Source organism: Streptomyces sp. NPDC032472, from assembly GCF_040636955.1.
Lineage (GTDB): Bacteria > Actinomycetota > Actinomycetes > Streptomycetales > Streptomycetaceae > Streptomyces.
On the sequence record NZ_JBEZVK010000019.1, the window covers coordinates 120,946 to 144,941 of the forward strand.

Genomic DNA, 23,996 nt, shown 5'->3' on the forward strand with positions numbered 1-23,996 from the left:
CCTGGCCGCCCGGGCGGGCGCGGACGGCGTCACGGCACGTCGCCCTCCGTGTCGGCGGCGCCCGTGTTCGCCCTGCGTACGCGCTCGTCGGCAGCCGGGGGCTGTGCGCCCGTCCCCGTCCGCGACGGCACGCCGGGCTCCCGGCCGTGGTCGTCAGCCGTCCCGCCCTCGTGCTGCAGGAGCGGGCGCGCGCTCGCGGCCGGCGCGCTCGTCGGCCCGGGGCCTTCCTCGGGCTCTGCGGGGAGCAGGGCGCGCAGGGCCCGCTCGGCGCCCTCGGGGTCGGGTACGGACAGGGCCAGGCGGCCGAAGGCCGCATCCCGGTCCAGGTCGATCCAGAGCACCGGGCCGCCGGCCTTCACGGCCACGAAATCCCTGCCCCGGCCCCCGTCCACCCGCCGGATCCCCACGCACCGCCCCGGCCGCCACGCGCCCCGCCCGGGCGCTCCGCGCAGCACCCGCCACCAACTGGACTCCAGGCCGACCCCGCGCAGCGCAGCCACCGGCACGCGCAGCTCCCGCCGACGCGCGCCCAGCCACTCCCGCAAGGACAACCGGACCACGACCTCGGCCCCTTCCACCGATATCCGCGCCATGGCTCCTCCCTCCGCCTCGACAGCGCCCCGGCGCCGGTCCGCACGGCGCTACGCGCCTACCCGCCGCGGCTGCCAGGACACGCGCCGGCCTCAGCCGCCGCGCGGCGGAGTGGGCCGGACCTCGAACCCACCCGATCCGGCGCCGGAGCCGGAGGCGGCGCCGGCGGACGGGCCCGGGGGCTCCTCGTACACCTCGACCGCGCGGACCTCGGCGGCCGGCGGCCCGGTGTGCATCCACCGGACCATCCGCGCGACGGCGGCCTCGTCCCCCTCGAACACCGCCTCGACCTCGCCGCCGGGCAGGTTGCGCACCCAGCCGGCCACGCCCTGGTCCCGGGCCGCACTGCGGCAGCTGTCCCGGAAGAACACCCCTTGCACCGTCCCCGAGACGATCACGCGCCGGCGCATCACGGCGCCGTCCCGGGGTCGACCGGGGCCGTGGCCGCCGGGGCCGTGTCCGCCGAGGCCATGGGCATCGTCGCCTCCTCCTGCTCGGGCCGCGCCACCCCTCGACCCTGCCCCGTGCCGCACGGCCGCGCAACGCGAAACGGCGGGCGGGAGAGCGGCCGGGCCGGCGCCCCGCCCAAGATCGGCAAGCCTGCGGCGCCGCGCTAGTGTGCGCAGGTGAGCATTCATGTCGTCATAGGTTTCGGGCCCGCGGGGGCCGCCACCGCCCGGCTGCTGGCCGAACAGGGCCACACCGTACGGGTGGTCACCACCTCGGGCCGCCGCCCGGAGCCCGGGATCGAGCACCTCGCACTGGACGCCTCGGACAGCGCGCGGCTGATCGAGGCCGCGCGGGCCGCCACCGCGATCCACGTCTGTGCCGCGCCGCCCTACCACCGCTGGGCGGCCGGATGGCCGCCGCTCGCCTCCTCGCTGTGCGCCGCGGCCGAAGCCACCGGGGCCGTCCTGGTTCTCCTGGGCAACCTGTACGGCTACGGTCCGGTGGACGGTCCCCTGACCGAGGACCTGCCGCTCGCCGCGACCGGCCCCAAGGGGCGGGTGCGCGCCGCCGTCTGGGAGCGGGCCCGGGCGCTGCACGAGCAGGGCCGCATCAGGGCGGTCGAGGTGCGGGCCTCGGACTTCTTCGGGCCCGGTGTGACCGACGGCGGCCACCTGGCCGCGCGGGTCGTGCCGCGGCTGCTGCGCGGCAAGCCGGTCTCCACGCTCGGGGACCCGGATGCCGCGCACAGCTGGACGTACGTCCCCGATGTCGCCAGGGCCCTGGTCGAGGTCGCGGGCGAGGAGCGGGCCTGGGGGCGGCCCTGGCACGTCCCGACGCAGCCCGCCCGCTCCGTGCGGGAGATGGTCGGCCGCCTGGCCGCCCGCGCGGGCACGGGCCCGGTCGCCGTGCGCAGGCTGCCGCCGGCCGTGCCGGCCGTGGCCGGGCTCTTCTCCCCGATGATCCGCGAACTGAAGGAGATCCGCTACCAGTTCGACCGCCCGTTCGTGGTCGATTCGAGCGCGTACGAGGCCGCGTTCACGGTACGGGCCACCCCGCTCGAAGAGCAGGTCGGGGCGACCGTGGACTGGTGGCGCGAGCGAGGCGCTGCCGCCGGGTGAGGCGGGCCGCCGCCCGGTGGCGGCGGCCCCGCTGCCGCGCGCCCGGGTTCAGCCGGTGGCGGGGGCGGTGACGGTGGCGGCCTCCCCGGTGGGCTCCTCCAGCGGCACCACGAGTCCGACGCTCTCGGCGGCCACGGCGACGGCGTAGTCGAAGAACGCGGCCTCGTCCCGGACGCTGTCGTGGGTGCGGCTGAAGACCTGGAAGACCAGGAGGCCGATCAGGTTGCTCCACAGGACGATGCCGCGCTCGATGAGGTCCGGGAACGGCGCCCCGGGCGCACCGCCGAAGAGCTCCGTCGCGGCCGGCAGGAGCAGCGGCGGACCCGGCACGGAGCGCCGGGGCGGGGTCAGTTCACCGGCTTCCAGCGCCGACCGTACGATGCCCGCGAGCACCGCGGGGGTGCGCGAGGCGGGTCCGACGGTGTCCTGCGGGGCGTGGTAGCCGGGCACGGGCGAGCCGTAGATCAGCGTGAACTCGGCGGGGTGGGCGAAGGCCCACTGCCGCAGCGCCCGGGTGACCGCGAGCAGCCGGGCGCCGGCCGGTGCGCCGGCCTCCGCCGCGGCCCGGTCGGCCTGCTCCATCGCGGCGCCGGAGGCGTCATAGGCGTCGACGACCAGCGCGGTCAGCAGGTCGTCCCGGTGCGGGAAGAGGGCCTCCACCTCGGCGAGGGCCCGCCCGCCGCCCCGGGCGACGCCCTCCAGGGACAGCCCGGAGGCCCCCACCTCGACCAGCTGCCGGCGCGCGATGTCCTTGACGGCCGCCGACGGCGTCGTCGGGCCGTCGCCGGTCGAACTCATTGCGGAATAGTCCATGTTGGAACCGTACCCGCCGGCCACGACGGCCTTCCGCGCGACCCGACGGGTACCGCGCGACGCGCTCAGCGGTCGTCGCGCATGTCGTCGAGGTCCTCCTCACTCAGGTCGTGCATCACATCGCGCATCGTCGCGTCCTCCCGGCCGCGCTCGTGCGCCACCTCGTCCGGAGTGCGCGGTCGGCCGCCCGTCCTCAGCTGGTCGGGCTCCGGCGACCGCCCGCGGATCTGCTCCTCGCGGCCCTTGCCCGGCGTCTGGCGCTTGTCGCCCATGCCGCCGCCCTGCTGCCTGTCCGGCCTGTCTGCCCTGTCTGCGCCCATGACGGCTCACCTCTTCGCGATCCCCCTGTACGGCAGCTATCCGCTCCGGCGCCCGCCAAACACGTGCGGCCCCCCGAGCTCCCCAGGCGCCGTTTCCGGGCCGGCCCCGGCGGGCAGCCGCCGGGAGCGGAGCGACGCGGCAAGGCGGTGATCGTCATGGCCGGACCGGTCTGGACCGGGGTGCTGAGCTTCGGTCTGGTGGTGTCCCCATCGGCATGTACACCGCTACCGACAGCCACACCCTCCACTTCCACCAGCTGCAGCGCGGCACGTCCGCCCCGATCCGCAACCGGCGCGTAAACGAGCGCACCGGCAAGGAGGTGGACCTCGACGACATCGTCGCCCTCAAGTCCGAGGACGGCCTCCTGACCTTGCATTATGCGTAGCTGGACAGTGACCATTGCTTGGCCGATCGTTCCTCCCCGTGTGGGAGTGCAATGGCGGCTGGGGGTGACGACGGCGTCGCCCCTTGTTCGCCCTCGGCGCGGCGGCCGCGGTCGTGTCTTGGCGCCAGACCTGGCCGCAGCCCGAACAGCGGTAGCGGCGGATGCGGACGTGCAGGATCGTTGCCCGCCAGCCGAGCGGGACGTGCACCAGTCGGCGCAGCACGCTGTCGCGCGGCACCCCCGGACAGCCGCAGGCATGGCACCAGTCATCAGGGTCGACCACTCGACGGAGCAACACGGTGTGGTCGGAATGCAGCTGTTGGCCGACCACTTCCAAGCCGAGGTCATCCAGTCGGCAGAACGTCGTCAGGGCAGCAGGGCAGCAGGGCAGAAGGTAGCGTCAGGCACGAGCCCAGGGCACAACCGCTGGTGATCGTCCGGTGGCGTTTGGTGGATCAAGCGCGGTCGTGGAGCGTGACTTGATAGCCGTCGGGGTCGGCGAAGGTGAAGGTCCGACCGAAGGGGCCGTCGATCGGTGCGGAGACGATGGTGTGACCGTCGGCGACGAGCGCATCGTGGATGGCCTGGACGTCGGTGGCGTGGAGCCAGATCGCGGCACCGATGCCGGGCTGAGCGACGGATGCGAGGTCGGTGCCGGGAATGACGTCGCGGAGTGCGAACGCGATCGGCTTCGTCTCGAAGACGACGGCGTGCGGAGGTCCGGCCGGCGAGCGGACGAGGCCCAGGTACTGCTCGTAGAACGCCTGCGAAGCGTCGAGGTCGCGCACTTGGAGCGAGATGAAGTCGGGGCCGGTGGCGGGCATGACGATACTCCTTCTTTTCGTGTCAGTTTTCTGACACGCATCAACCTATGTCAGAATACTGACATGAGTCAAAACGATGTCGGCGTCGACCTGGAGACGTCACTGGGCTACCTGCTGAAAGAGGCTTCGAGTGCCCTCCGCGCGGCCATGGAGGAGGTGCTGCGGCCGCTCGGGATGAGCGTGACGCACTACTCCTGCCTCGAGCTGCTGGCTCAACGACCGGGCTTGTCGAACTCCGAGCTCGCGCGGGGCGCGTTCGTGACACGGCAGACGATGAACGTGCTGCTCCGGGCCCTGGAGCGAGAGGGCTACGTGACCAGGCCTGCGGAGGCACCCGTCGGGAAGGTTCTTCCCACGCGGCTCACGCCTCGCGGTCGACGAAGCCTCGAGAAGGCGAGCGCAGCCGTCCGGTCCGTCGAGGCCAGAATGCTGGCCGGCCTGACCGAGACCGAGCAGTCAGACGCATTTCGGATCCTGCAGAGCATGATCCATTCCTTGCGCGATGACAACGACGGGGCATAGCTCGTTCCGCGGCGCACGTCTCGTCGCGCTCGGACAGGAGTGCAGCCGAGCCTGAATCCGTGCCGGCGACCTCGAAAACCGACAGACCCCGACTACACCCTCTACTGCGATGAGCCCCATAAGCTGCACACCCTGCACTGGGCCGACGGGATACGGAGGTCCCCGACCTTCCCGAGGCGTGCCGTACGAAGGTGGGCGCGAAGGAGATGAAGATGGCGGAGCAGCTCATCACCGCCCTCGGCATGCCCTGGGACCCGGAGGAGTTCCACGACACCTACCAGGAGAAGGTCGCCCCCTGATCCGGGCCGAGCAGGCCGGCGAGACCGTGGAGAAGGCCGAACTCCCGGCGGCGGCCACGAACGTGGTCGACCTGACGGAGGTCCTGCGGGCGCGCGTCGAACGGGCCCGCGGCGGGGGCAAGGCCGCCGCATAGCAGTCCCTCTGCGTCATCCCCCGTTTCCCCCGTTTCCCCCGTTTACCCCCGCAAGGCCGGGGCAGGCGCCGCCGCGAGGGCATTCCAGAGGGAGGTAATCCATGTCCCAGAAGATCCGAGAGGTCATGACCGAGCGGCTCGTCACCACCGCGGCACAGGTGTCGGTGGCCGAGGCCGCGCGCCGCATGCGTGACGAGGACATCGGCAACGTCCTCGTCGTCGACGAGGGCCACGTCAAGGGCGTCGTCACCGACCGCGACCTCGTCGTCCGCGTCCTGGCCGAAGGCAAGGAGCCGGAGCAGACGACCGTCGCCGACGTGTGCAGCGAGGACGTCGTCACCGTCAGCCCTGACGACGACATCGAGAAGGCCGTGGAACTGATGCGCTCCCACGCGCTGCGCCGGCTCCCCGTGACCGAGAAGGACCAGCCGGTGGGCATCGTCTCGCTGGGCGACCTGGCCATCGACCGTGACAGCAGGTCCGCCCTCGCGGACATCAGCTCGGCCGCACCGAACTCCTGACTCGCATCCAACTGGCCGGCGCCGCGTTCCCGTTCCAGGGGGCCGGCGCCGGCCAGCCGCTGCGCGGAGCCGTCCCCTCCCCGCCCCTTCCCGAAACCGGGGGCTGCCCCCGGGCCCCCGCGCCTCGAACGCCGGCGAGGGCTGATAAATCAGCCTCGCCGGCGTTTGCGGCGTTTCGGGAAGGGGCGGGGTGGGGAACGGCTTCGCGCAGCGGGACCGGAAGGGCCGGCCGGGGGCGCTCCGGGCTACGGTTCAGCACGACCGTCTCACGGAGGAAGTGCACATGAACCGCTCACCCGAGTCCTTCCAGCTCCTCCCCGGCGCCCCCGCGTCACCCGTGATCCTGCACGTGCCGCACTCCTCGCGCGCCATACCGGACTCCGTCCGCAACGGCATCGTGCTCGACGACAGCGCCCTCGAACGGGAGTTGGACCACATCACCGACTCCCACACCGCTGACATCGCCGCAGCGGCCGCAGCCGCCTCCGCCGTCACGCCGTGGCAGTTCGTCAACCGGCTGTCGCGGCTCGTCATCGACCCCGAGCGCTTCCCCGACGAGCGCGAGGAGATGCTCGCCGTGGGCATGGGGGCGGTGTACACGCGCACCACCCACCGCGAGCCCCTGCGCCCGGACGGCTTCGACGGACGGCCGTTGGTCGAGCGCTACTTCCACCCGTACGCGGAGGCGATGACGCGGGCCGTGGAGGATCGGCTGGCGGCCGTCGGACGAGCCGTGGTCATCGACGTGCACTCGTACCCGACACAGGCCCTTCCATACGAACTCCACGGCGACGGCCCCCGGCCGCCGATCTGCCTGGGCACGGACCCCTTCCACACCCCGCCCGGCCTGCGTGCCGCGGCCGAGAAGGCCTTCGCGGGCTTCGGCGGCACCGGGCTCGACAGCCCCTTCGCCGGCACGTACGTGCCCCTGCAGCACTACGGGCGCGACCAGCGGGTCGGTGCGCTGATGGTCGAGATCCGCCGCGACGTGTACATGGCCGAGCCGGGCGGGCCCGCCGGCCCCGGGCTCGACGCCCTGGCGGCGGCCCTCGCCCAACTCGTCGACGGCCTCCACCCGTAGCTGCGGCCATGCCTCCGCCGGGGAATCGTGGCCTCCGCTCCCTGCGTGCCACACTGCCCGGATGCCGCCCTTCGTGACCGTCGCCGCCTATGCCCCGCCCGGTGTGGGGATGCTCGGGGCGGGGATCGCCGCTGAGGTGTTCGATGCGCGGGGGCCCGGCCTGCCCGCGTTCGACTTCGCGCTCTGCACCGACCGGCCCGGCCGGGTGCGCACCGACACCGGGTTGCCGCTGGTGGTCGAACACGGCCTGGACCGGCTGGCCGCCGCGGACCTGGTGATCACCCTGCCCTGGGCCGACTTCCGTACGCCGCCCGGCCCGGCCGTGCTCGATGCACTGGCCGCGGCACGCGGGCGCGGGGCGCTGATCGCGGGGCACTGCGTGGGCGCCTTCGCACTCGCCGCGGCAGGGCTGCTCGACGGACGGCGGGCCACCACCCACTGGCGGTTCGCGGCGCTGCTGGCCGAGCGGTACCCGGCCGTCACCGTCGAGCCGGAGGCCCTGTACATCGACGAGGGGGAGATCATCACCGGCGCCGGGGCCGCGGCCGGCTTCGACCTCTGCCTGCACCTGCTGCGCCGCGAGTACGGAGCGACGACGGCCAACACCATCGCGCGCGACCTGGTGCTGCCCTCGCACCGCGACGGCGGCCAGGCGCAGTACCTGGCCACGCCCGTTCCGCAGGACTGCCAGGACGAACGGCTCGCCGAGGTGCTCGCCTGGGCCCGCGCCCACCTGCACGAGCCGCTTCCCGTGGCGGAGTTGGCCCGGCGGGCCCTGATGAGCAGGCGCTCCTTCGCCCGCCGGTTCGCCGCCGCGACCGGCACCACCCCGCACGCCTGGCTGCTCGGACTGCGGGTGAGCCGGGCGGAAGAGCTGCTGGAGACCACGGACCTGCCGGTCGACGAGGTGGCGCGGCTGGTCGGCTTCGGGAGCGCGGCCGTGCTGCGTGCGCAGTTCGTCCGCCGGCGCGGGGTCCCGCCGCGCTCGTACCGGCGCTCCTTCACGCGCCTGCCCCAGGCGAGTCCGACGGCCTGAGGCCAGACCCCTCGCGGGTTACCCGGCGGTAAGGAATGATGGCGGGCGACCAACCACACGGCCGGGGGCTGAGGCAGCGGTGACGACTTTCGACGAACGGGCCAGGGTGCACGCCTTCCGCGACGACGCCCTGGGAGAGCACGACGCCGTCGGCCTCGCCGCGGCGATCCGGCGGGGCGAGGTCTCCGCAGCCGAGGCCGCCCGGGACGCGGCGGAGCGGGTACGGGCGGTCGAGGCGCAGCTCAACGCGGTCCAGGCGCACATCGACGCCCCGGCGTACGCGCACACCGCCGCCGCGGCGGGCGCCGCCTTCGCCGGGGTGCCCACCTTCGTCAAGGACAACACGGACTACGCGGGACTGCCCACCGGCCACGGCAGCGCGGCCTTCCGCCCGCGGCCGGCCCGGCGGCACGCGCCGTTCGCCCGGCAGTTCCTGAGCAGCGGCGTCACGGTGCTGGGCAAGACCCGGCTGCCCGAGTTCGGGTTCAGCCCCAGCACCGAGTACGAGGGTGCCGAGCCGGTGCGCAACCCGTGGCACACGGGCCACTCCGCCGGCGGTTCCTCGGGCGGCAGCGCGGCGCTCGTCGCCGCCGGGGCGGTGCCGATCGCGCACGCCAACGACGGCGGCGGCTCGATCCGGATACCGGCCGCCTGCTGCGGGCTCGTCGGCCTCAAGCCGACCCGCGGCCGGGTCGTGGCGAACGCCCAGAGCCGCCAACTGCCGCTGGACATCGTCTCCGACGGCATCGTCAGCCGCTCCGTGCGCGACGCCGCCGCGTTCCTCGCCGCCGCCGAGACGTACTGGCACAACCCGAAGCTGCCGCCGCTCGGACGGGTCGAAGGCCCCTCGAACCGGCGCCTGCGCATCGGGTTCCTGCTGGACTCCCCGAACGGGGTCCGCTCCGACGAGGCCACCCGGGAGGCGGTCACGCAGACCGTGGCGACGCTCCAACGCCTCGGCCACACCGTGGAGCCGGTGGAGCTGACCGTCGACCCGCGTTTCACCGAGGACTTCCTCACGTACTGGGGCATGCTCTCCTTCCTCCTCGGCGTCACGGGCCGGACCCTCGGCGCCGACTTCGACCGCCGCCGCATGGACGGCCTGAGCCGGGGGCTGCGCGAGGCGTACCTGGACGGCTGGCGGCGGACCCCCGGGGTACTGCGCCGGCTGAAGCGCACGACGCAGGCGTACGCGGCGTCGTTCCGCGGGCTCGACCTCGTCCTCTCGCCGGTGCTCGCCCACACCACGCCGCGGCTCGGCCACCTCAGCCCGGCCGTCCCGTACCAGGCGCTCATCGAGCGGATCCTCGCCTACGTGGCGTTCACGCCGGTCAACAACGTCGTCGGCACGCCCTCGATCTCGCTGCCCGCCCCGAGCGCGACGCAGGACGGCCTGCCCGTCGGCGTCATGTTCTCCGGTCGCCCCGGCGGCGAACGGAAACTGCTGGAGCTCGCCTTCGAGCTGGAGGCCGACCGCCCGTTCCGGCGCATCCAGGACCGGTGACACCGCCGCGGCCGGACCGGCCCCGGGGTCGGTGCGACAGCGCCCCACGGCCCGATGTGCAGGGGTTCCGGCCGCGCGGTAGCGTCGATTGAGTGCGTTCCGTCCGCACCGCTGGGCGATGCCCAGCCGGTCAGCTCGGGGATGTCGGCCGAGGAACGGGATCGTATGGCGAGGCAGACCGTCAGCGCGGCGGCTGCCGCGGCCGCTGCTGCCTGCCTGGCGGTGTTCGGCCCGGCACCGGGCAGCGCCGCCGCGGCACCGGCGCAGCCCGCCGGGACCGGCACAGCAGCCGGGGCGCGGTTCGTTCCCGGCCCCTGCCCGAAGACGCCCGAGCCGATCGCCGCCCTGAGCAAGGCGCGGTGCGGCGTCCTGGAGGTCCCCGAGAGCCGCGCCCGCCCCGGCGGTCGGACCATCAGGCTGGCCGTGGCGGTCATCCCCGCCGTCTCGGCGAGGCCCGCCGCGGACCCCGTGGTGTTCATGGCGGGCGGCCCCGGCGGGGACACCTTCGACGACCTGCCCTTCGTCGTCGACTCGGGTCTGAACAAGGACCGCGAACTGATCGTCATGGCGCAGCGGGGGAACCGCTACGACCAGCCGAACCTCGCCTGCCCGGAGCTCGACCGGGCCAACGAGAAGGTCATCGGGTTCGGGTGGGACGCGGCACAGGCGAAGCAGCTCACGCTGAAGGCGGTGAAGGAGTGCCGGGACCGGCTGACGGCCGGCGGCACCGACCTGAGCGCCTACAACAGCACCGAGAACGCAGCCGACTTCGCCGACCTGCGCACCGCCCTCGGCATCCGGCAGTGGAACGTCTACGGGTACTCCTACGGCACCAACCTGGCCCTCACCCTGCTGCGCCTACACCCTCAGGGGATCCGCGCGGTGGCGCTCGACTCGCCCAGCCCTCCGCAGGTCACGATGCTGCCGTGGGGCTGGAGCAGCGCCCGGGAGGGCATCGGCAACGTCCTTGACGCGTGCGCGGCCCAGCCCGCCTGCAAGAGCCGCTACCCGGACCTGCGCCGGACCCTGAACGAGCAGGTGCGCCGGCTGGAGGCCAAGCCCCTGACGATGGCCGCCACTGCGCCGAGCGGCGGCAACCCGGTGAAGGCCGTCCTCGACGGAGGTGCCCTGCTGAACCTGATGGTCGCCTTCGGCGTCAAGCCGGTCGACCTCCCGGCGGCGCTCCAGGAGCTCGGCCAGGGCAACCCGCAGCGCTTCGCGCAGGCCCGCGCGAAGGACTCGCTCCAGCCCATCGGCCAGAACGCGCACGGCCTGACGGAGTCGGTGGCGTGCGCGGAGTGGGCCCCGGGCACCACGGAGTCCGACGTGCTGGCCGCCGGGCGCCGGGCCTTCCCCGGGTGGCCGCAATCGGTCCTGGCACAGGTACCGCAGCTGCCCTTCCAGTACGACATCTGCCGGATCTGGAACGTCAAGGACCGCGCGGCCGAGCACCAGGTGGCCACCGTCAGCCCGGTTCCGGCGCTCGTCATCTCCGGATCCTTCGACATGAAGACGGGGGCGAGCTACGCGAAGGACGCGTCCCGCACGCTGTCCCGCTCCACCTCCGTGCTGGTCCCCGGCATCGGGCACTGGGTGGTACCCCAGTCGCCCTGCGCGCAGCAGGTGCTGGCCTCGTTCCTCGCCAGTCCGACCGCACCCGACACCGGATGCGTGGCCGGTCTCAGGCCGCAACCGTTCACGATCACCCCGAAGTGACCGGGAGGACAGATGGCTTCCCCCCACGCGCCCCGCCCCCGGCGCACCGTACGCCGGATCCGGGCCACCGCGGCCGGCGCGGCGACCGGGCTCCTCATCACCGGACTGCTCGCAGCGCCCTCCCAGGCGCGGGACGACACCCCGATCGGAACGGTCGCAGGGAAGTCGGGCACGGCCCGCTACGAACCGGGCCCGTGCCCGAAGACGGCGGAACCGATCGCGGAGCTCAAGGGAGCCCGCTGCGGAACGCTCACCGTGCCCGAGAACCGGGCCGAGCCGAACGGCCGCACCGTCAAGCTCGGCGTCGCGGTCGTGCCGGCGGTGGCCGCCGAGCCGAAACCGGACCCCATCGTGTGGCTCGCCGGCGGACCCGGTGACGACGCGGTCGGCGAGGCGAAGATGGCGGTGGACGGCGGCATGAACCGCGACCGGGACCTGATCCTCATGTCCCAGCGGGGCACGTACTCGGCCGATCCGGCGCTCACCTGCGCCAACATCGACGAGTTCAACGCGCGTGCCACCGGGCTGGTCTACGACGCCCCGTCCACCGGGCGCGAGCACGTCCGTGCCACGAAGGCCTGCCGCGACAAACTGGCCGCGAGCGGGGCCGACCTCAGCGCCTACAACGACATCGAGAGCTCCGCCGACCTCGCGGACCTGCGCAAGGCGCTGGGCCTCAAGCAGTGGAACGTCTACGGCATCTCCTACGGCACCCAGCTGGCGCTTGTCTACATGCGCCTGCACCCCGAGGGCATCCGGTCCGTCGGCATCGACGGCATCCTGCCGCCGTCCACGGCAGGGTCGGCCCTGACCTGGAGCGCCGCCAAGCAGGGCTTCGACGGCCTGTTCAAGGCCTGCGCGGAGCAGCCCGCCTGCAACCGCCGCTATCCCGACCTGCCGGCCGCCTTCGAACGCCTCGTCCGACGGCTGGAGGCGAAGCCGGTCACCACCACCGTCACGCTCCCCGACAGCAAGAAGCAGGTCAAGGTCGTCCTGGACGCCGGAGCCCTGGTGAACTGGATGACCTCCGCCACCCACGTGGCGACGCAGGTGCCCCGGGCCCTGGACGAGCTGGCCCACGGCAAGCCCCAGCGGATCGCCGAGCAGTGGGCGGTCGCCAAGTACAGCCCCCAGGCCATCGGCAGGACGTCCCACGGCCTCGTCTACGGCGTCTTCTGCAGCGAGTGGACGCCGTACGAGACCGAGGAGCAGGCGCTCAAGGGAGGCCGGGAAGCCTTCCCGGCGTTTCCCCGCCCGGTGCAAGCCCAGGCCCCGCAGCTGGCCTTCCTCCGTGAGGACTGCGACGCCTGGAACGTCCCGGCGGCGCCGCGCTCGATCCGGGACGTCACCAAGAGCGACATCCCCACCCTGGCCATCTCGGGCGGCTTCGACGCCCAGACCGGCGCGGCCAACGGCCCGTACGTCGCCCGCACCCTGCCCAACGCCACGGTCGTCACGGTCCCCTACGAGCCGCACGTCGTGTTCGCCACGTCGAAGTGCGCGCAGGAGATCACCGGTTCGTTCTTCGACACCCCGACCGCCCCGAACACCGCATGCCTGAAGAGCCTCAAGCCGCCGCAGTTCGAGACCGGCCCCTGACGGCGTTCCAACGGCGTACGCCGCCGACCGCATCGGCGGGAAGCTGAAGGCCGGCTGTGGCAGATCAACCAGCGCGCCGCCCAGGCCCTGGGCGGCGTCGGCAAGGTCGTGCCCCTGGTCCGGTCCGCGCTCTGCCGAACCCGACCAGGATGTCCGGCGCGGTGCAGAGGGAACGCCCGCGCCGGGCTTCCGTACGTCGGCTTGACCGGAGAACCGGAGGCAACGTAGCTTCGGGCGCACCGACTCGTGAGTTGAGGGAAGGAGGCGACGTCGGATGTCCACCATCTCCGCACTGCGTCGCCTCGCCCACCAGGTCGCCTGGACTCCGGGTCGTGTAGCACACGGCTGCTGAGCAGCCACCTTTTTCCGGCGTGCCCTCTTCGCGGCCCCGGCATCTTTCGATTTTCTGTCACCGCCTGCGGCGCGTCGCCGTGTGCCGCTGCGCACCCCGGCGGGTTCTCGAGCTGCGCCACCGAAACAGAAAGCTCCTGACATGGCCTTTGGGACCACCAGATCCACCGCGCACCGAAATGGGGATGTTCCGTGGTGACACCCTGGATCACCGTCAATGGGAAAGAAATCCCTATTTCACAGGATGCGCCCCACACCTCGGTACTGGACTTCCTGCGCGAGCGGGGCCTCACCGGCACCAAGGAGGGCTGCGCCGAGGGGGAGTGCGGGGCCTGTTCGGTCCTGGTGGCCCGCCCCGGGGTGAACAAGCCCACGGACTGGGTGGCCGTCAACGCCTGCCTGCTCCCGGCCGCGGCGCTCGACGGCCAGGAGGTCGTCACCTCCGAAGGACTCGCCACCGCCGGCGCGCCCGGCACGCCGCCCACGCTGCACCCGGTGCAGGAGGAGATGGCGGTCCGCGGCGGCTCCCAATGCGGTTACTGCACGCCGGGGTTCGTCTGCAGCATGGCCGCCGAGTACTACCGGCCCGACCGCTGCGCGCACGCCCCGGCGGACCCGGCCGGCAGCACCGACCCGGAGCACGGTCCCAACGGATTCGACCTGCACGCGCTGAGCGGGAACCTGTGCCGCTGCACCGGATACCGCCCGATCCGCGATGCCGCGTTCGCCGTCGGTGCGCCCACCGGGGAAGACCCCCTGGCGCAGCGCCGCGAGCAGTCCCCGCCCGAACCGGTGGCCACCGCATACACCCGGGACGACAGCGCCTTCCTGCGGCCGGGCACCCTGGCCGAAGCGCTGCAGGTGCTGGGCGAGCGGCCGGAGGCGGTCGTGGTCGCCGGCAGCACCGACTGGGGCGTGGAGGTGAACATCCGCTCGCGCCGCGCGAGATGCGTGGTCGCCGTCGACCGGCTGCCCGAACTGCGGGAACTGCACGTCGCATCCGACCGCATCGAGATCGGTGCGGCCCTGACGCTCACCGAGATCGAACGCCGCCTCGACGGCAGCGTGCCCCTGCTGGCCGAGCTGTTCCCGCAGTTCGCCTCGCGGCTCGTCCGCAACAGCGCCACCCTCGGCGGCAACCTGGGCACCGGCTCACCCATCGGTGACAGCCCGCCCGTGCTGCTCGCGCTGGAGGCCTCGGTGGTGCTCACCGGCGCCGACGGCGAGCGCGAGGTCCCGCTGGCGGAGTACTTCACCGGCTACCGGCAGAGCGTGCGCCGCCCCGGCGAGCTGATCCGCGCGGTGCGCATCCCGCTGCCGCTGTCGCCGGTCACGGCCTTCCACAAGATCGCCAAGCGGCGCTTCGACGACATCTCCAGCGTGGCGGTCGCCTTCGCGCTCGACATCGAGGACGGCATCGTCCGCAAGGCGCGCATCGGCCTGGGCGGCGTGGCCGCCACGCCCATCCGCGCGCTCGCCACCGAGGCGGCCCTGGAGGGCGAGCCGTGGACGGCGCAGACCGTCGAGGCCGCCGCCCGGACGCTCCGGGCCCAGGGCACGCCGATGGACGACCACCGTGCCAGCGCCGAGTACCGCTCCGCGATGCTCGGCCAGAGCCTGCCGAAGCTGTACGCACAGACCACCGAGGCGGTGTCGTCATGAGCCATCTGTCCGAACGCCCCGAGAAGCCCGTCGTCGGCCTCCCGATGCCGCACGAGAGCGCCCACGCCCACGTCACCGGCACCGCGCTCTACACCGACGACCTGGTCCACCGCACCAAGGACGTGCTGCACGCCCACCCGGTCCAGGTCATGAAGGCCTGCGGCAGGATCACCGCGCTGCGCACCGGGCCCGCGCTCGCCGTGCCCGGTGTGGTCCGCGTACTGACCGGTGCGGACGTGCCCGGCGTCAACGACGCCGGCATGAAGCACGACGAGCCGCTGTTCCCCGACGAGGTCATGTTCCACGGCCACGCGGTCGCCTGGGTGCTCGGCGAGACCCTGGAGGCGGCGCGGCTCGGTGCGGCGGCCGTGGAGGTGGAACTCGACGAGCGGCCCTCCCTGATCACGCTGCAGGAGGCGATCGCCGCCGAGAGCTTCCACGGCGCCCGGCCCGTGATGGTGTCCGGCGACGTCGACGCCGGCTTCGCCGACTCCGCGCACGTGTTCACCGGCGAGTTCCGGTTCTCCGACCAGGAGCACTTCTACCTCGAGACGCACGCCGCGCTGGCCCTGGTCGACGAGGCCGGGCAGGTGTTCGTCCAGAGCAGCACCCAGCATCCCTCGGAGACCCAGGAGATCGTCGCGCACGTGCTCGGCCTGCACAGCCACGAAGTGACCGTGCAGTGCCTGCGCATGGGCGGCGGCTTCGGCGGCAAGGAGATGCAGCCGCACGGGTTCGCGGCCGTCGCCGCGCTCGGCGCCAAGCTGACCGGCCGCCCGGTCCGGCTACGGCTCAACCGCACGCAGGACCTGACCATGTCCGGCAAACGGCACGGCTTCCACGCCGCCTGGAAGATCGGCTTCGACACCGAGGGCCGCATCCAGGCCCTGGACGCCACCCTGACCGCGGACGGCGGCTGGAGCCTGGACCTGTCCGAGCCGGTGGTGGCCCGCGCGCTGTGCCACATCGACAACACCTACTGGATCCCCCACGCGCGCATCGCAGGCCGCATCGCCAGGACCAACAAGGTCTCCAACACCGCCTTCCGCGGCTTCGGCGGACCGCAGGGCATGCTGGTGATCGAGGACATCATGGGCCGGTGCGCGCCGCTGCTGGGCCTGGATCCGATGGAGCTGCGGGAGCGCAACTTCTACCGGCGCGGCCAGTACACCCCGTACGGACAGCAGGTCCTCCAGCCCGAACGGATCTCCGCCGTCTGGCAGCAGGTCAAGGAGAACGGCGCCCTCGACGACCGCCGGCGCGAGATCGCCGCCTTCAACGCCGCGCACCCGCACACCAAGCGGGCCCTCGCCCTGACCGGCATCAAGTTCGGCATCTCGTTCAACCTCACCGCCTTCAACCAGGGCGGCGCGCTGGTGCTGATCTACAAGGACGGCTCGGTCCTGATCAACCACGGCGGCACCGAGATGGGCCAGGGCCTGCACACCAAGATGCTGCAGGTGGCCGCGACCACCCTGGGCATCCCGCTGCACAAGGTGCGGCTGGCCCCGACCCGCACCGACAAGGTGCCCAACACCTCCGCCACCGCCGCCAGTGCCGGGGCGGACCTCAACGGTGCGGCGGTGAAGAACGCCTGCGAGCAGTTGCGCGAGCGGCTGCTGCAGGTGGCCGGGACCCGGCTGGGTGCGAACGCCTCGGACGTGCGCATCGTCGAGGGCGTCGCGCGGGTCCTCGGCAGCGACGAGGAGCTGGCCTGGGACGACCTGGTGCGCACCGCGTACCTCCAGCGGGTCCAGCTGTCGGCGGCCGGCTTCTACCGGACCGAGGGCCTGCACTGGGACGCGAAGGCGTTCAGGGGCTCGCCGTTCAAGTACTTCTCCCACGGCGCGGCCGCGGCCGAGGTGGAGGTGGACGGGTTCACCGGCCAGTACCGCATCCGGCGGGTGGACATCGTCCACGACGTCGGCGACAGCCTCTCCCCGATGATCGACATCGGTCAGGTCGAGGGCGGCTTCGTCCAGGGCGCCGGCTGGCTGACGCTCGAGGACATGCGCTGGGACACCGGTGACGGGCCGAACCGCGGCCGGCTGCTGACCCAGGCCGCGAGCACCTACAAGCTGCCGAGCTTCTCGGAGATGCCCGAGGAGTTCAACGTGACGCTGCTGGAGAACGCCACCGAAGAGGGCGCGGTCTACGGCTCCAAGGCGGTGGGCGAGCCCCCGCTGATGCTCGCGTTCTCGGTACGGGAAGCACTGCGGCAGGCCGCCGCGGCCTTCGGGCCCGCCGGAGTCAGCGTGGAACTCGCCTCCCCCGCGACCCCGGAGGCGGTGTACTGGGCGATCGAGTCGGCCCGCAACGCCCGCGCCGGTGGCGGCGCCGGCACCGGCGCCGGCACGGGGATCCCCGCCCACACGGGCTCCTTGAGCAATGCCTGACATGAGCTGGGTGGCCGCGGTCGCGCGGTTGCGGGCCCGCCGGGAACCCGGCGCGCTCGTGACCGTTGCGACCGTGCGCGGCCACGCACCCCGCAAGGCCGGTGCCAAGCTCGTCGTGGGACGGACCGAGACCTGGGGCTCGATCGGCGGCGGCAACATCGAGGCCGTCGCGATCGACCGGGCCCGCGAGGTCATCGGCACACCCGACGCGGAGCCGGAGCTGATGGAGTTCGCCCTCAACGACAAGGTCACCGGCCGCCACGGCGTGCAGTGCTGCGGCGGGGCCGTCAGCGTCCTGCTCGAACCGCTGCCGGTGGTCCCGGCGGTGGCGGTCTTCGGCGTCGGACACGTCGGGCTGGAGCTGGCCCGCATCCTGGCCCGCCAGGACCTCGATCTGCACCTGATCGACACCCGCCCCGACCAGCTCGCCGGTGAACGGCTCGCCGTGCTCGCGGACGCGGTGGCGCAGGTCCACGTCCACCACACCCCCCTGCTGCCCGAGGAGGTGCTCGCCGAGCTGGCCCCCGGCACCCACGTGCTGATCATGACCCACGACCACGCCGAGGACGCCGCACTGTGCGACGCCGCCCTGCGCACCCCCGGCCTCGGCTCGATCGGACTGATCGGCTCGGCCGCCAAATGGGTCCGGTTCAAGCAGCGCCTGGCCACCGAGGGCGGCCACGACGCCGCCGCGATCGACCGGATCAAGACCCCGATCGGAATGACCGGGATCACCGGCAAGGAACCCGCCACGATCGCGGTCGCAGTCGCGGCAGACCTCCTGCAAACCTTCGGACAGCAAGGCAGCTGACCCGGGGTCAGGCGCCGTGCCAGGGCCCCCGGAGGGAGCCGGACTGCTCCGTGTGGAGCGGGTCCGCGCGGGTGGCCGCGTACGTCGGGGGAGTCGGGATCGGGGTGAGGTGCCAGGCCGGGTGGGCGCGCGGGGTCGGGGCCGTACCCACCAGGAGGGTGGTGGGGTCGTTCTGGAGACCGGTGCCCAGGGCCTTGAGGACGGCCTCCTTGCGCGTCCACGCACGGGCGAAGGCCGCCGGGCGGTCCGCCGGGGCCAGCAGGGCGAGTTCGGCCTCCTCCTCGGGATGCAGGGCCCCCGGCAGGGCGCTCGGCGGTACGCGTTCCACGTCCACCCCGACCGCCGCGTGCTCGGAAAAGGCGATCACGAAGAACTCGCCGGCGTGCGAGAGGCTGAAGTGGACCGGGTTGCCCGGGACCACCGGCCGACCGTGCGGGCCGCCGCAGCCGGCGCAGGCGGCGTGGGTGATCGGCACGTCCTCGGGGCGCTGCCCGAGCCGTCTGCCCAGCAGGATGCGCAGCGCCACGTGCGCCGTGAGGTAGCGGTCGCGGTCGGCCGCGACCGCGAAGCGGGCCATCCGGGCCCGCTCCGCCGCGCTCAGGACCCCCGCGTGGCGCTCCGCGTGGGCCAAGCCGGGGGCCACCCGGGCGAGGTGGACGTCCGGCCGGCCCACCGGATGCGGCTCCGCCAGCCGGTCAGCCGATGACATCGCCCGGCACGGCCACCGGCTCGGGCGACAGCAGGTGCACCGCGCCGTCCGCGTCGTACGAACCCAGGATCAGGAACTCGCTGGTGAAGCCGGCGATCCGCTTCTTCCCGAGGTTGATCACGCCGATGACCAGCCGGTCCTTCAGCTCCTCGGGCCGGTAGTTGGTGACCTGGGCGCTGGTGGCCAGCACGCCGGCCGGGCCGAAGTCCGCCGTGATCTTGTACGCGGGCTTGCGGGCCGCCGGGAACTCCTCCACCGTCAGGATGCGGCCGACCCGGATGTCGGTGGAGAAGAAGTGGGCCGGGTCCGTCTGGGGCTTGGGGGTGGTGCGGTCGTCGCTCATCTGCTCGCTCTGTTCCGAATCATTCAAACGGTCAAGGAATTACGGTAGTTCAAAGGGGAGACGGATGCCGTCGAGGGCGTGGGCGCAGCGGCAGGTGCGCTCGGCCGGCAGGAGTTCCACGGTCTTCAGGACGATTGCGCGGAGCCGCTCGATGTTGGCGGAGAACACCTTGAAGACCTCGTCCTGGGAGACGCTCTCCTCGGCGTCCAGGCCCGCGTCGAGATCAGTGACGAGTGCCAGCGAGGTGTAGCACATGGCCAGTTCGCGGGCGAGGACGGCCTCGGGGGCGCCCGTCATGTTGACCAGGGACCAGCCCTGGCCCGCGTACCACTGGGACTCCGCGCGGGTCGAGAAGCGCGGGCCCTCGATGACGACCATGGCGCCGCCGGTCCGCACGCCGGAGCCGCCCGCCTCGGAGATCGCCGCCGTGCCGTGCGCGCAGTACGGGTCCGCGAACGGCACGTGCACCGCGCCCCGGGCGTAGAACGTCCGGACCCGGCCGCTGGTGCGGTCGACCAGCTGGTCGGGGACGACGATGGTGCCGGGGCCCAGGTCGCGGCGGAGCGAGCCGACCGCGCAGGGCGCCAGGACCTGGCGGACGCCGGCGGCGCGCAGGGCCCAGATGTTCGCCCGGTAGTTGATTTCGTGGGGCGGGAACTCGTGGTCGTGGCCGTGCCGGGGCAGGAAGGCCACCCGGCGGCCGGCCACCGTGCCGACCGACAGCGGGGCCGACGGGTCGCCGTACGGCGTGGTGACCTCGATCTGTTCGGCGCCGTCGAGCAGTTGGTAGAAGCCGCTGCCGCCGATGACGCCTATCTCGGCGCCGATGCCTGTCGTGTTCACGGTCGTACCACCTGGATCTGGGTCAGGGTCTGGATGGTGGGATGGGGGCCCGGCTCGGCGACCGGCGGGTCCTCGGGGCGGTGGACCCGTACGGCCTGCCAGCCGGCCTCGGCCGCGGCGGCCAGTTCGGCCGGCGCGTCGCTGAGGAAGAGGATCGTCCCGGCCGGGACCCCCAGGACGCCCCCGATCCGGCGGTAGGAGCCCGGGTCCTGCTTCGGTCCGGTGTTCTCCAGGTCGAAGTAGCCGTCGATGCGGGGGGTGAGGTCCCCGAAGGCGGTGCTGGAGAACCAGTCCCGTTGGGCGGCGCGGGCCCCGGAGGAGTAGATCCAGCGGCCGATGCCCGCGTCGGCCCAGGCCGCGAGCGCGCCGGGCACGTCCTCGTACACGTGCCCGTGCAGGCTGCCGTCGGCGTACCCCTCGGCCCAGATCAGGGCCTGGACCGCCTTGAGCGGGGCGGCCTTGGCATCCGCGTCGGCCCATTCGGTCAGGACGCGTACGGCATCCGACTCCTCGGCCGCGCCGGTCGCGCGGACCAGCTCGGCATGGCGCGCGGTGCCCCGGTGGGCGGCGAACCAGCCGGCGATCCGCTGCCGGGCGTAGGGGAAGAGGACGGTGCGGACGTGCGCGGCCGAGCCGACGGTGCCCTCGATGTCGAGGACCACCGCCCCGGCCGTGAAGGTGATCATCCGGCGGCCGCCAGCAGGGCGTCCAGCCGGGGGAAGCGCTGGGCGATGGGGTCGCCGGTGAAGTCGCCGACCCAGCCGTCCTCGCGCTCGAAGAAGCGGATCGCGCAGAACTCCGGGACCGGGCCCATGTCGAACCAGTGGGTGGTGCCCGCCGGCACGGACAGCAGGTCACCGGCCTCGCACACCACCGCGAGCACCTTCCCCTCCAGGTGCAGGTAGAAGCAGCCGGTGCCGTGCGCGAAGAAGCGGACCTCGTTCTCCGTGTGCCGGTGCTCCTCCAGGAAGGTGCTGCGTGCGGCGGCGGCCTTCTCCCGCCAGGCGTCGGAGTCCTCGGGATGCAGCTGCACGACGTCGACGAGGCCCAGCGACTCGGCGGTGGACAGCGCGTCCACCTCGGCGCGGTAGCGCTCCAGCACCTCGGCAGGGTCGGTGCCGGGGGAGACCGGGCCGCGCACCTCCCAGTGGCGCAGCAGCACGGAGTGCTCGCGCAGGGCGGAGGCGATCTCGTCCGCGTCGCGGGTGCGCAGGAGCACGGTGTCCGGCGCGTCGTCCGGCATCACATGGAGCAGGGTCATCGCTGGCCTCCTCGGGGGTGTACGGGGGCAGGGGCAGGGGCAGGGCTGGGGGCCGCGGCGAGCACCATCTGGTGGCAGATCGCCTCGACGCATTCGAGCCGGTTGCGGGCCTCGGCCAGGTCCCGGCCCCACACGGTCACCCCGTGCCCGGCGATCAGCAGGCCGGGCATCCGCTCCGGGCCGCCGTCCGGGACCGCGCCCCGCAGGTACGCCTCCACCTCGGCCGCGATCCTCGGTACGTCGGGGTGGTTGGGGAAGACCGGCAGGGCGGCGCGGGACGGGTCGGCCAGGCCGAGCCCCTTGAGGAGTTCCCACCCGGCCGGCTCGAGCGTTTGTACGCTGTCGGCCGCGCCGGTGGCGGTGGCCACGGCGGTGGCGTACGGCGCGTGCACGTGGATCACGGCGCCCGCACCGGCGGCCCGGTAGACCGCGGCGTGGATGGCGGTCTCCGCGGAGGCCCGCAGCGCGCTCTCCTGCGACTTCTCGCCGGTCCGGGCGTCGACGAGGACGGTGTCGGCGGCGGTCAGATCGCCCTTGTCCCGGCCGCTGGCGGTGATCAGGGCCTGCCCGGACCCACCGGGCAGCCGTACCGAGAGGTTCCCGGAGGTGCCCGGCATCCACCCGCGTTCGTAGAGCTGCCGGGAGAAGCGGGCGAGTTCGGCGCCGAGCCGCTGTCGGGTGGCGCCCGGGCGCAGGGTCTCCTTCTCCGTGACCACGGCGGTGATGAGCTCACCCGGGGTGACGTCGAAGGCCGGGTTGTACGCGCCCGCCCCGGCGGGGGCGACGGCGCTGCCCGCCACGTGGGTCACCTCGTGGGCGGACCGTTCCTCGATGACGATCCCCGAGCCGTCGGCGAGCTCCGGATCCCGCGTGGACTCGGGGGCCACCACGATGAAGGGGATGCCGTGGCGGGCGGCGGCGACCGACAGTCCGTACGTGCCCACCTTGTTGGCGACGTCCCCGTTGACGGCGATCCGGTCCGCGCCGACCAGGACGACGTCGACGAGGCCGCGCGCCATCGCGGCGGCCGCCGCGGAGTCCACGCACAGCCGGTACGGGACGCCCGCCTCGGCCAGCTCCCAGGTGGTCAGCCGGGCGCCCTGGAGCAGCGGCCGGGTCTCGTCGACGAGGACCTCCTCGACCAGGCCGCGGCCGGCCAGTTCGACGATCGTGCCGAGGGCCGTGCCGAGCGCGGCGGTGGCCAGCCGTCCGGTGTTGCAGTGTGTCAGGATCCGCAGCGGGCGGTCCGCGGTGAGGGAGAGCACCAGGTCGGCGGCCCGGGCTATGGCGGCCCCGTTGACGGCGATGTCCTCGTCCAGCATGGCCAGCGCCTCGTCGAGCACGGCCTGCGCCCCGCCGCCGAGCGAGCCGAGGACGCGTTCCACGGCCCAGGCCAGGTTGACGGCGGTGGGCCGGGCGGAGGTGATCCGGGCGGCGTCGGCGCGGACGGCCGGCTCGTCCACGGTGCCCGCCCGGGTGTGCCGGAAGGCGGACATGGCCACGCCCAGCGCACCGGCCAGGCCGATGGCGGGGGCCCCGCGCACGGCCAGCGACCGGACGGCGTCGATCAGCTGGTCGACGCTCTCCAGCCTCAGCTGCCGGTACTCGTGGGGCAGGGCCCGCTGGTCGACGAGGAGCACCGCCCCGTCCGACCACTGCAGGGACGGGCGCGGAGAGCCGTGGGTGGCGATGGGTTCCGGGAGCATCTCAGTCCTCCTGGTCGGGGTCGAGCCCGCTTCCCAGGCGAACGGTGACGCACTGGCCCAGCCGGTTGTCGGTGCGGTTCAGGACGGTCGCGTCGGCCGTGTCGAGGAGTCGGAGCAGCCCCTCCTCGCTGAAGGACTGGGAGGAGAAGCCGCCCTCGCCGTGGAAGACGACGCCGCCGTATTCACCGGCGGCCTCGTCCAGCCGCTCGATGCCGCAGGCGGTGTAGTAGGCCCGGCGGACCTCGTTGGTCCAGGGCTGCTCGTTGAAGACCGAGATCACCGCTGTGCCGCCGACCGCGGCGATGCTCGCCAGCACCTTCTCGGGCTCGGCGAAGTTGCCCAGCAGGTTGAAGGGGAGCAGCTGGAGCGGGCGCCGGCCGACGACCTCGGTGATCCAGGAGCCGTTGTGCAGGATGTCGCCGACGACGGCGCGGGCCTGGCCGTGCAGGCCCTCCGCGCCGATCCGGCGGCCCAGAGCGGTGATGGCCCCGGGGCTGATGTCGATGCCGAGGTAGGGCAGGCCGGCGGCGCGCGCGACCTCCAGGGCCCGGCCGTCGTAGCAGCCGTGTTCGACCAGGCTGTCGCAACGGTGGCGGGTGGCGGACTCCAGGGCCGCGAGCCCCTCCATCTGAAGGTAGGACAGCAGTTCGTCGGGGAAGTGGGCGGCGCGCATGATGGCGGGCGCCCCGCCGTCGCGGTAGAAGGAGCCCACGGGGAGGGTTCCGCTCGTACCGCCTTCCACAGCGCTTGCGAATGCGGTGGATTCCAAAGCTATTTCACCTCTCGGGGACGCCCGGCGCCGTTCGGCTCGTGGTTCTCACTGCTCGGGGGTGCTGGGTTCATCGGTCCGCTCCGCCGGTGCGGCGCGGAAGCGGTTGATCGCGTCGAGGTGCCGGGCGCGCAGTTCGTGGTCGCGGACGCCGAGGCCTTCCTCGGGGGCGAGGGCGAGGACGCCGACCTTGCCCTGGTGGAGGTTGCGGTGGACGTCGTAGGCGGCCTG

The 23,996-nt window shown here is 73.3% G+C and carries 23 protein-coding genes and 3 pseudogenes; 12 read left to right on the plus strand and 14 right to left on the minus strand.

The features are described from left to right. Positions 1 to 29: 29 nt before the first annotated feature. Together AB0F11_RS15655 and AB0F11_RS15660 are read right to left on the minus strand one after the other, a co-directional pair. Positions 30 to 593 (minus strand): hypothetical protein, encoded by a 564-nt coding sequence (locus AB0F11_RS15655; RefSeq protein ID WP_362172924.1) that lies wholly within the window; start codon positions 591 to 593, stop codon positions 30 to 32. Positions 594 to 683: 90 nt separating this feature from the next. Beyond that, positions 684 to 1,001 carry an acylphosphatase gene (locus AB0F11_RS15660; protein ID WP_362173017.1) on the minus strand — a complete coding sequence of 106 codons (318 nt, stop codon included), beginning with the start codon at positions 999 to 1,001 and terminating at the stop codon, positions 684 to 686. Between the two features lie 216 nt (positions 1,002 to 1,217). Here AB0F11_RS15660 and AB0F11_RS15665 point away from each other — a divergent pair, with 216 nt between their 5' ends. Beyond that, a complete protein-coding gene (locus AB0F11_RS15665) occupies positions 1,218 to 2,159 on the plus strand; it encodes an NAD-dependent epimerase/dehydratase family protein (protein ID WP_362172927.1) in 942 nt (313 codons plus the stop codon). A gap of 48 nt (positions 2,160 to 2,207) precedes the next feature. On the opposite strand, the gene AB0F11_RS15670 is transcribed toward AB0F11_RS15665, so the two are convergent. After that, positions 2,208 to 2,972: a TetR-like C-terminal domain-containing protein gene (locus AB0F11_RS15670; protein ID WP_362172930.1), complete on the minus strand. Its 765-nt coding sequence runs from the start codon at positions 2,970 to 2,972 to the stop codon at positions 2,208 to 2,210. A 65-nt stretch (positions 2,973 to 3,037) separates the two neighbouring features. After that, positions 3,038 to 3,292 carry a hypothetical protein gene (locus tag AB0F11_RS15675; protein ID WP_362172932.1) on the minus strand — a complete coding sequence of 85 codons (255 nt, stop codon included), beginning with the start codon at positions 3,290 to 3,292 and terminating at the stop codon, positions 3,038 to 3,040. Positions 3,293 to 3,448: 156 nt separating this feature from the next. Between AB0F11_RS15675 and AB0F11_RS15680 the strand changes: the two are divergent. Further along, a pseudogene (locus tag AB0F11_RS15680) lies at positions 3,449 to 3,633 on the plus strand (Ku protein); the annotation flags it as partial. Between the two features lie 133 nt (positions 3,634 to 3,766). Here AB0F11_RS15680 and AB0F11_RS15685 read toward each other — a convergent pair. Then, positions 3,767 to 4,086 (minus strand): annotated as a pseudogene (locus AB0F11_RS15685) (ISL3 family transposase); the annotation flags it as partial. A 47-nt stretch (positions 4,087 to 4,133) separates the two neighbouring features. Next, the gene (locus AB0F11_RS15690; RefSeq protein ID WP_168512773.1) at positions 4,134 to 4,502 is read right to left on the minus strand and encodes a VOC family protein; all 369 of its coding nucleotides are present in this window, start codon (positions 4,500 to 4,502) and stop codon (positions 4,134 to 4,136) included. 63 nt (positions 4,503 to 4,565) lie between these two features. Here AB0F11_RS15690 and AB0F11_RS15695 point away from each other — a divergent pair, with 63 nt between their 5' ends. From AB0F11_RS15695 to xdhC, 10 genes are all read left to right on the plus strand, one after another. Further along, positions 4,566 to 5,024 (plus strand): MarR family transcriptional regulator, encoded by a 459-nt coding sequence (locus tag AB0F11_RS15695; RefSeq protein WP_362172936.1) that lies wholly within the window; start codon positions 4,566 to 4,568, stop codon positions 5,022 to 5,024. Between the two features lie 534 nt (positions 5,025 to 5,558). Beyond that, complete coding sequence (locus AB0F11_RS15700; RefSeq protein ID WP_362172939.1) at positions 5,559 to 5,978, plus strand: CBS domain-containing protein; 420 nt, start codon at positions 5,559 to 5,561, stop codon at positions 5,976 to 5,978. A 283-nt stretch (positions 5,979 to 6,261) separates the two neighbouring features. Next, positions 6,262 to 7,059: an N-formylglutamate amidohydrolase gene (locus AB0F11_RS15705; protein ID WP_362172942.1), complete on the plus strand. Its 798-nt coding sequence runs from the start codon at positions 6,262 to 6,264 to the stop codon at positions 7,057 to 7,059. Positions 7,060 to 7,120: 61 nt separating this feature from the next. Next, positions 7,121 to 8,095, plus strand: coding sequence for a helix-turn-helix domain-containing protein (locus AB0F11_RS15710; protein ID WP_362172945.1), 975 nt, complete (start codon positions 7,121 to 7,123; stop codon positions 8,093 to 8,095). Positions 8,096 to 8,174: 79 nt separating this feature from the next. After that, entirely contained in the window at positions 8,175 to 9,599 is a 1,425-nt protein-coding gene (locus tag AB0F11_RS15715; RefSeq protein WP_362172948.1) for an amidase, read from the plus strand. Between the two features lie 165 nt (positions 9,600 to 9,764). Further along, a complete protein-coding gene (locus tag AB0F11_RS15720) occupies positions 9,765 to 11,315 on the plus strand; it encodes an alpha/beta fold hydrolase (RefSeq protein ID WP_362172951.1) in 1,551 nt (516 codons plus the stop codon). Between the two features lie 12 nt (positions 11,316 to 11,327). Then, positions 11,328 to 12,914 (plus strand): alpha/beta fold hydrolase, encoded by a 1,587-nt coding sequence (locus AB0F11_RS15725; RefSeq protein ID WP_362172954.1) that lies wholly within the window; start codon positions 11,328 to 11,330, stop codon positions 12,912 to 12,914. Between the two features lie 543 nt (positions 12,915 to 13,457). Further along, positions 13,458 to 14,927: an FAD binding domain-containing protein gene (locus AB0F11_RS15730; protein ID WP_362172957.1), complete on the plus strand. Its 1,470-nt coding sequence runs from the start codon at positions 13,458 to 13,460 to the stop codon at positions 14,925 to 14,927. Further along, positions 14,924 to 17,323: a xanthine dehydrogenase molybdopterin binding subunit gene (gene xdhB / locus AB0F11_RS15735; protein WP_362172960.1), complete on the plus strand. Its 2,400-nt coding sequence runs from the start codon at positions 14,924 to 14,926 to the stop codon at positions 17,321 to 17,323. The genes AB0F11_RS15730 and xdhB overlap by 4 nt, the downstream gene beginning before the upstream one ends. A gap of 1 nt (position 17,324) precedes the next feature. After that, positions 17,325 to 18,134: a xanthine dehydrogenase accessory protein XdhC gene (xdhC, locus tag AB0F11_RS15740; protein WP_362172963.1), complete on the plus strand. Its 810-nt coding sequence runs from the start codon at positions 17,325 to 17,327 to the stop codon at positions 18,132 to 18,134. Between the two features lie 7 nt (positions 18,135 to 18,141). Here the strand turns inward: xdhC and AB0F11_RS15745 are convergent, their stop codons facing one another. From AB0F11_RS15745 to AB0F11_RS15780, 8 genes and pseudogenes are all read right to left on the minus strand, one after another. Further along, positions 18,142 to 18,843, minus strand: a complete 702-nt coding sequence (locus AB0F11_RS15745) for a 4'-phosphopantetheinyl transferase superfamily protein (RefSeq protein WP_362172966.1) — start codon at positions 18,841 to 18,843, stop codon at positions 18,142 to 18,144. Beyond that, a complete protein-coding gene (locus AB0F11_RS15750; protein WP_362172969.1) occupies positions 18,830 to 19,213 on the minus strand; it encodes a tRNA-binding protein in 384 nt (127 codons plus the stop codon). Before AB0F11_RS15750 ends, AB0F11_RS15745 begins: the two co-directional genes overlap by 14 nt. A 12-nt stretch (positions 19,214 to 19,225) precedes the next feature. Further along, the gene (locus AB0F11_RS15755; RefSeq protein ID WP_362172972.1) at positions 19,226 to 20,029 is read right to left on the minus strand and encodes an S-methyl-5'-thioadenosine phosphorylase; all 804 of its coding nucleotides are present in this window, start codon (positions 20,027 to 20,029) and stop codon (positions 19,226 to 19,228) included. Continuing rightward, complete coding sequence (mtnC, locus tag AB0F11_RS15760) at positions 20,026 to 20,715, minus strand: acireductone synthase (RefSeq protein ID WP_362172975.1); 690 nt, start codon at positions 20,713 to 20,715, stop codon at positions 20,026 to 20,028. The genes AB0F11_RS15755 and mtnC overlap by 4 nt, the downstream gene beginning before the upstream one ends. Beyond that, entirely contained in the window at positions 20,712 to 21,290 is a 579-nt protein-coding gene (locus tag AB0F11_RS15765; protein WP_362172978.1) for a cupin, read from the minus strand. The genes mtnC and AB0F11_RS15765 overlap by 4 nt, the downstream gene beginning before the upstream one ends. After that, complete coding sequence (gene mtnA / locus AB0F11_RS15770) at positions 21,287 to 22,996, minus strand: S-methyl-5-thioribose-1-phosphate isomerase (protein WP_362172981.1); 1,710 nt, start codon at positions 22,994 to 22,996, stop codon at positions 21,287 to 21,289. The genes AB0F11_RS15765 and mtnA overlap by 4 nt, the downstream gene beginning before the upstream one ends. 1 nt (position 22,997) lies before the next feature. Further along, entirely contained in the window at positions 22,998 to 23,765 is a 768-nt protein-coding gene (locus tag AB0F11_RS15775; RefSeq protein WP_362172984.1) for a hypothetical protein, read from the minus strand. A gap of 48 nt (positions 23,766 to 23,813) precedes the next feature. Further along, positions 23,814 to 23,996, minus strand: a pseudogene (locus AB0F11_RS15780) (crotonyl-CoA carboxylase/reductase); the annotation flags it as partial.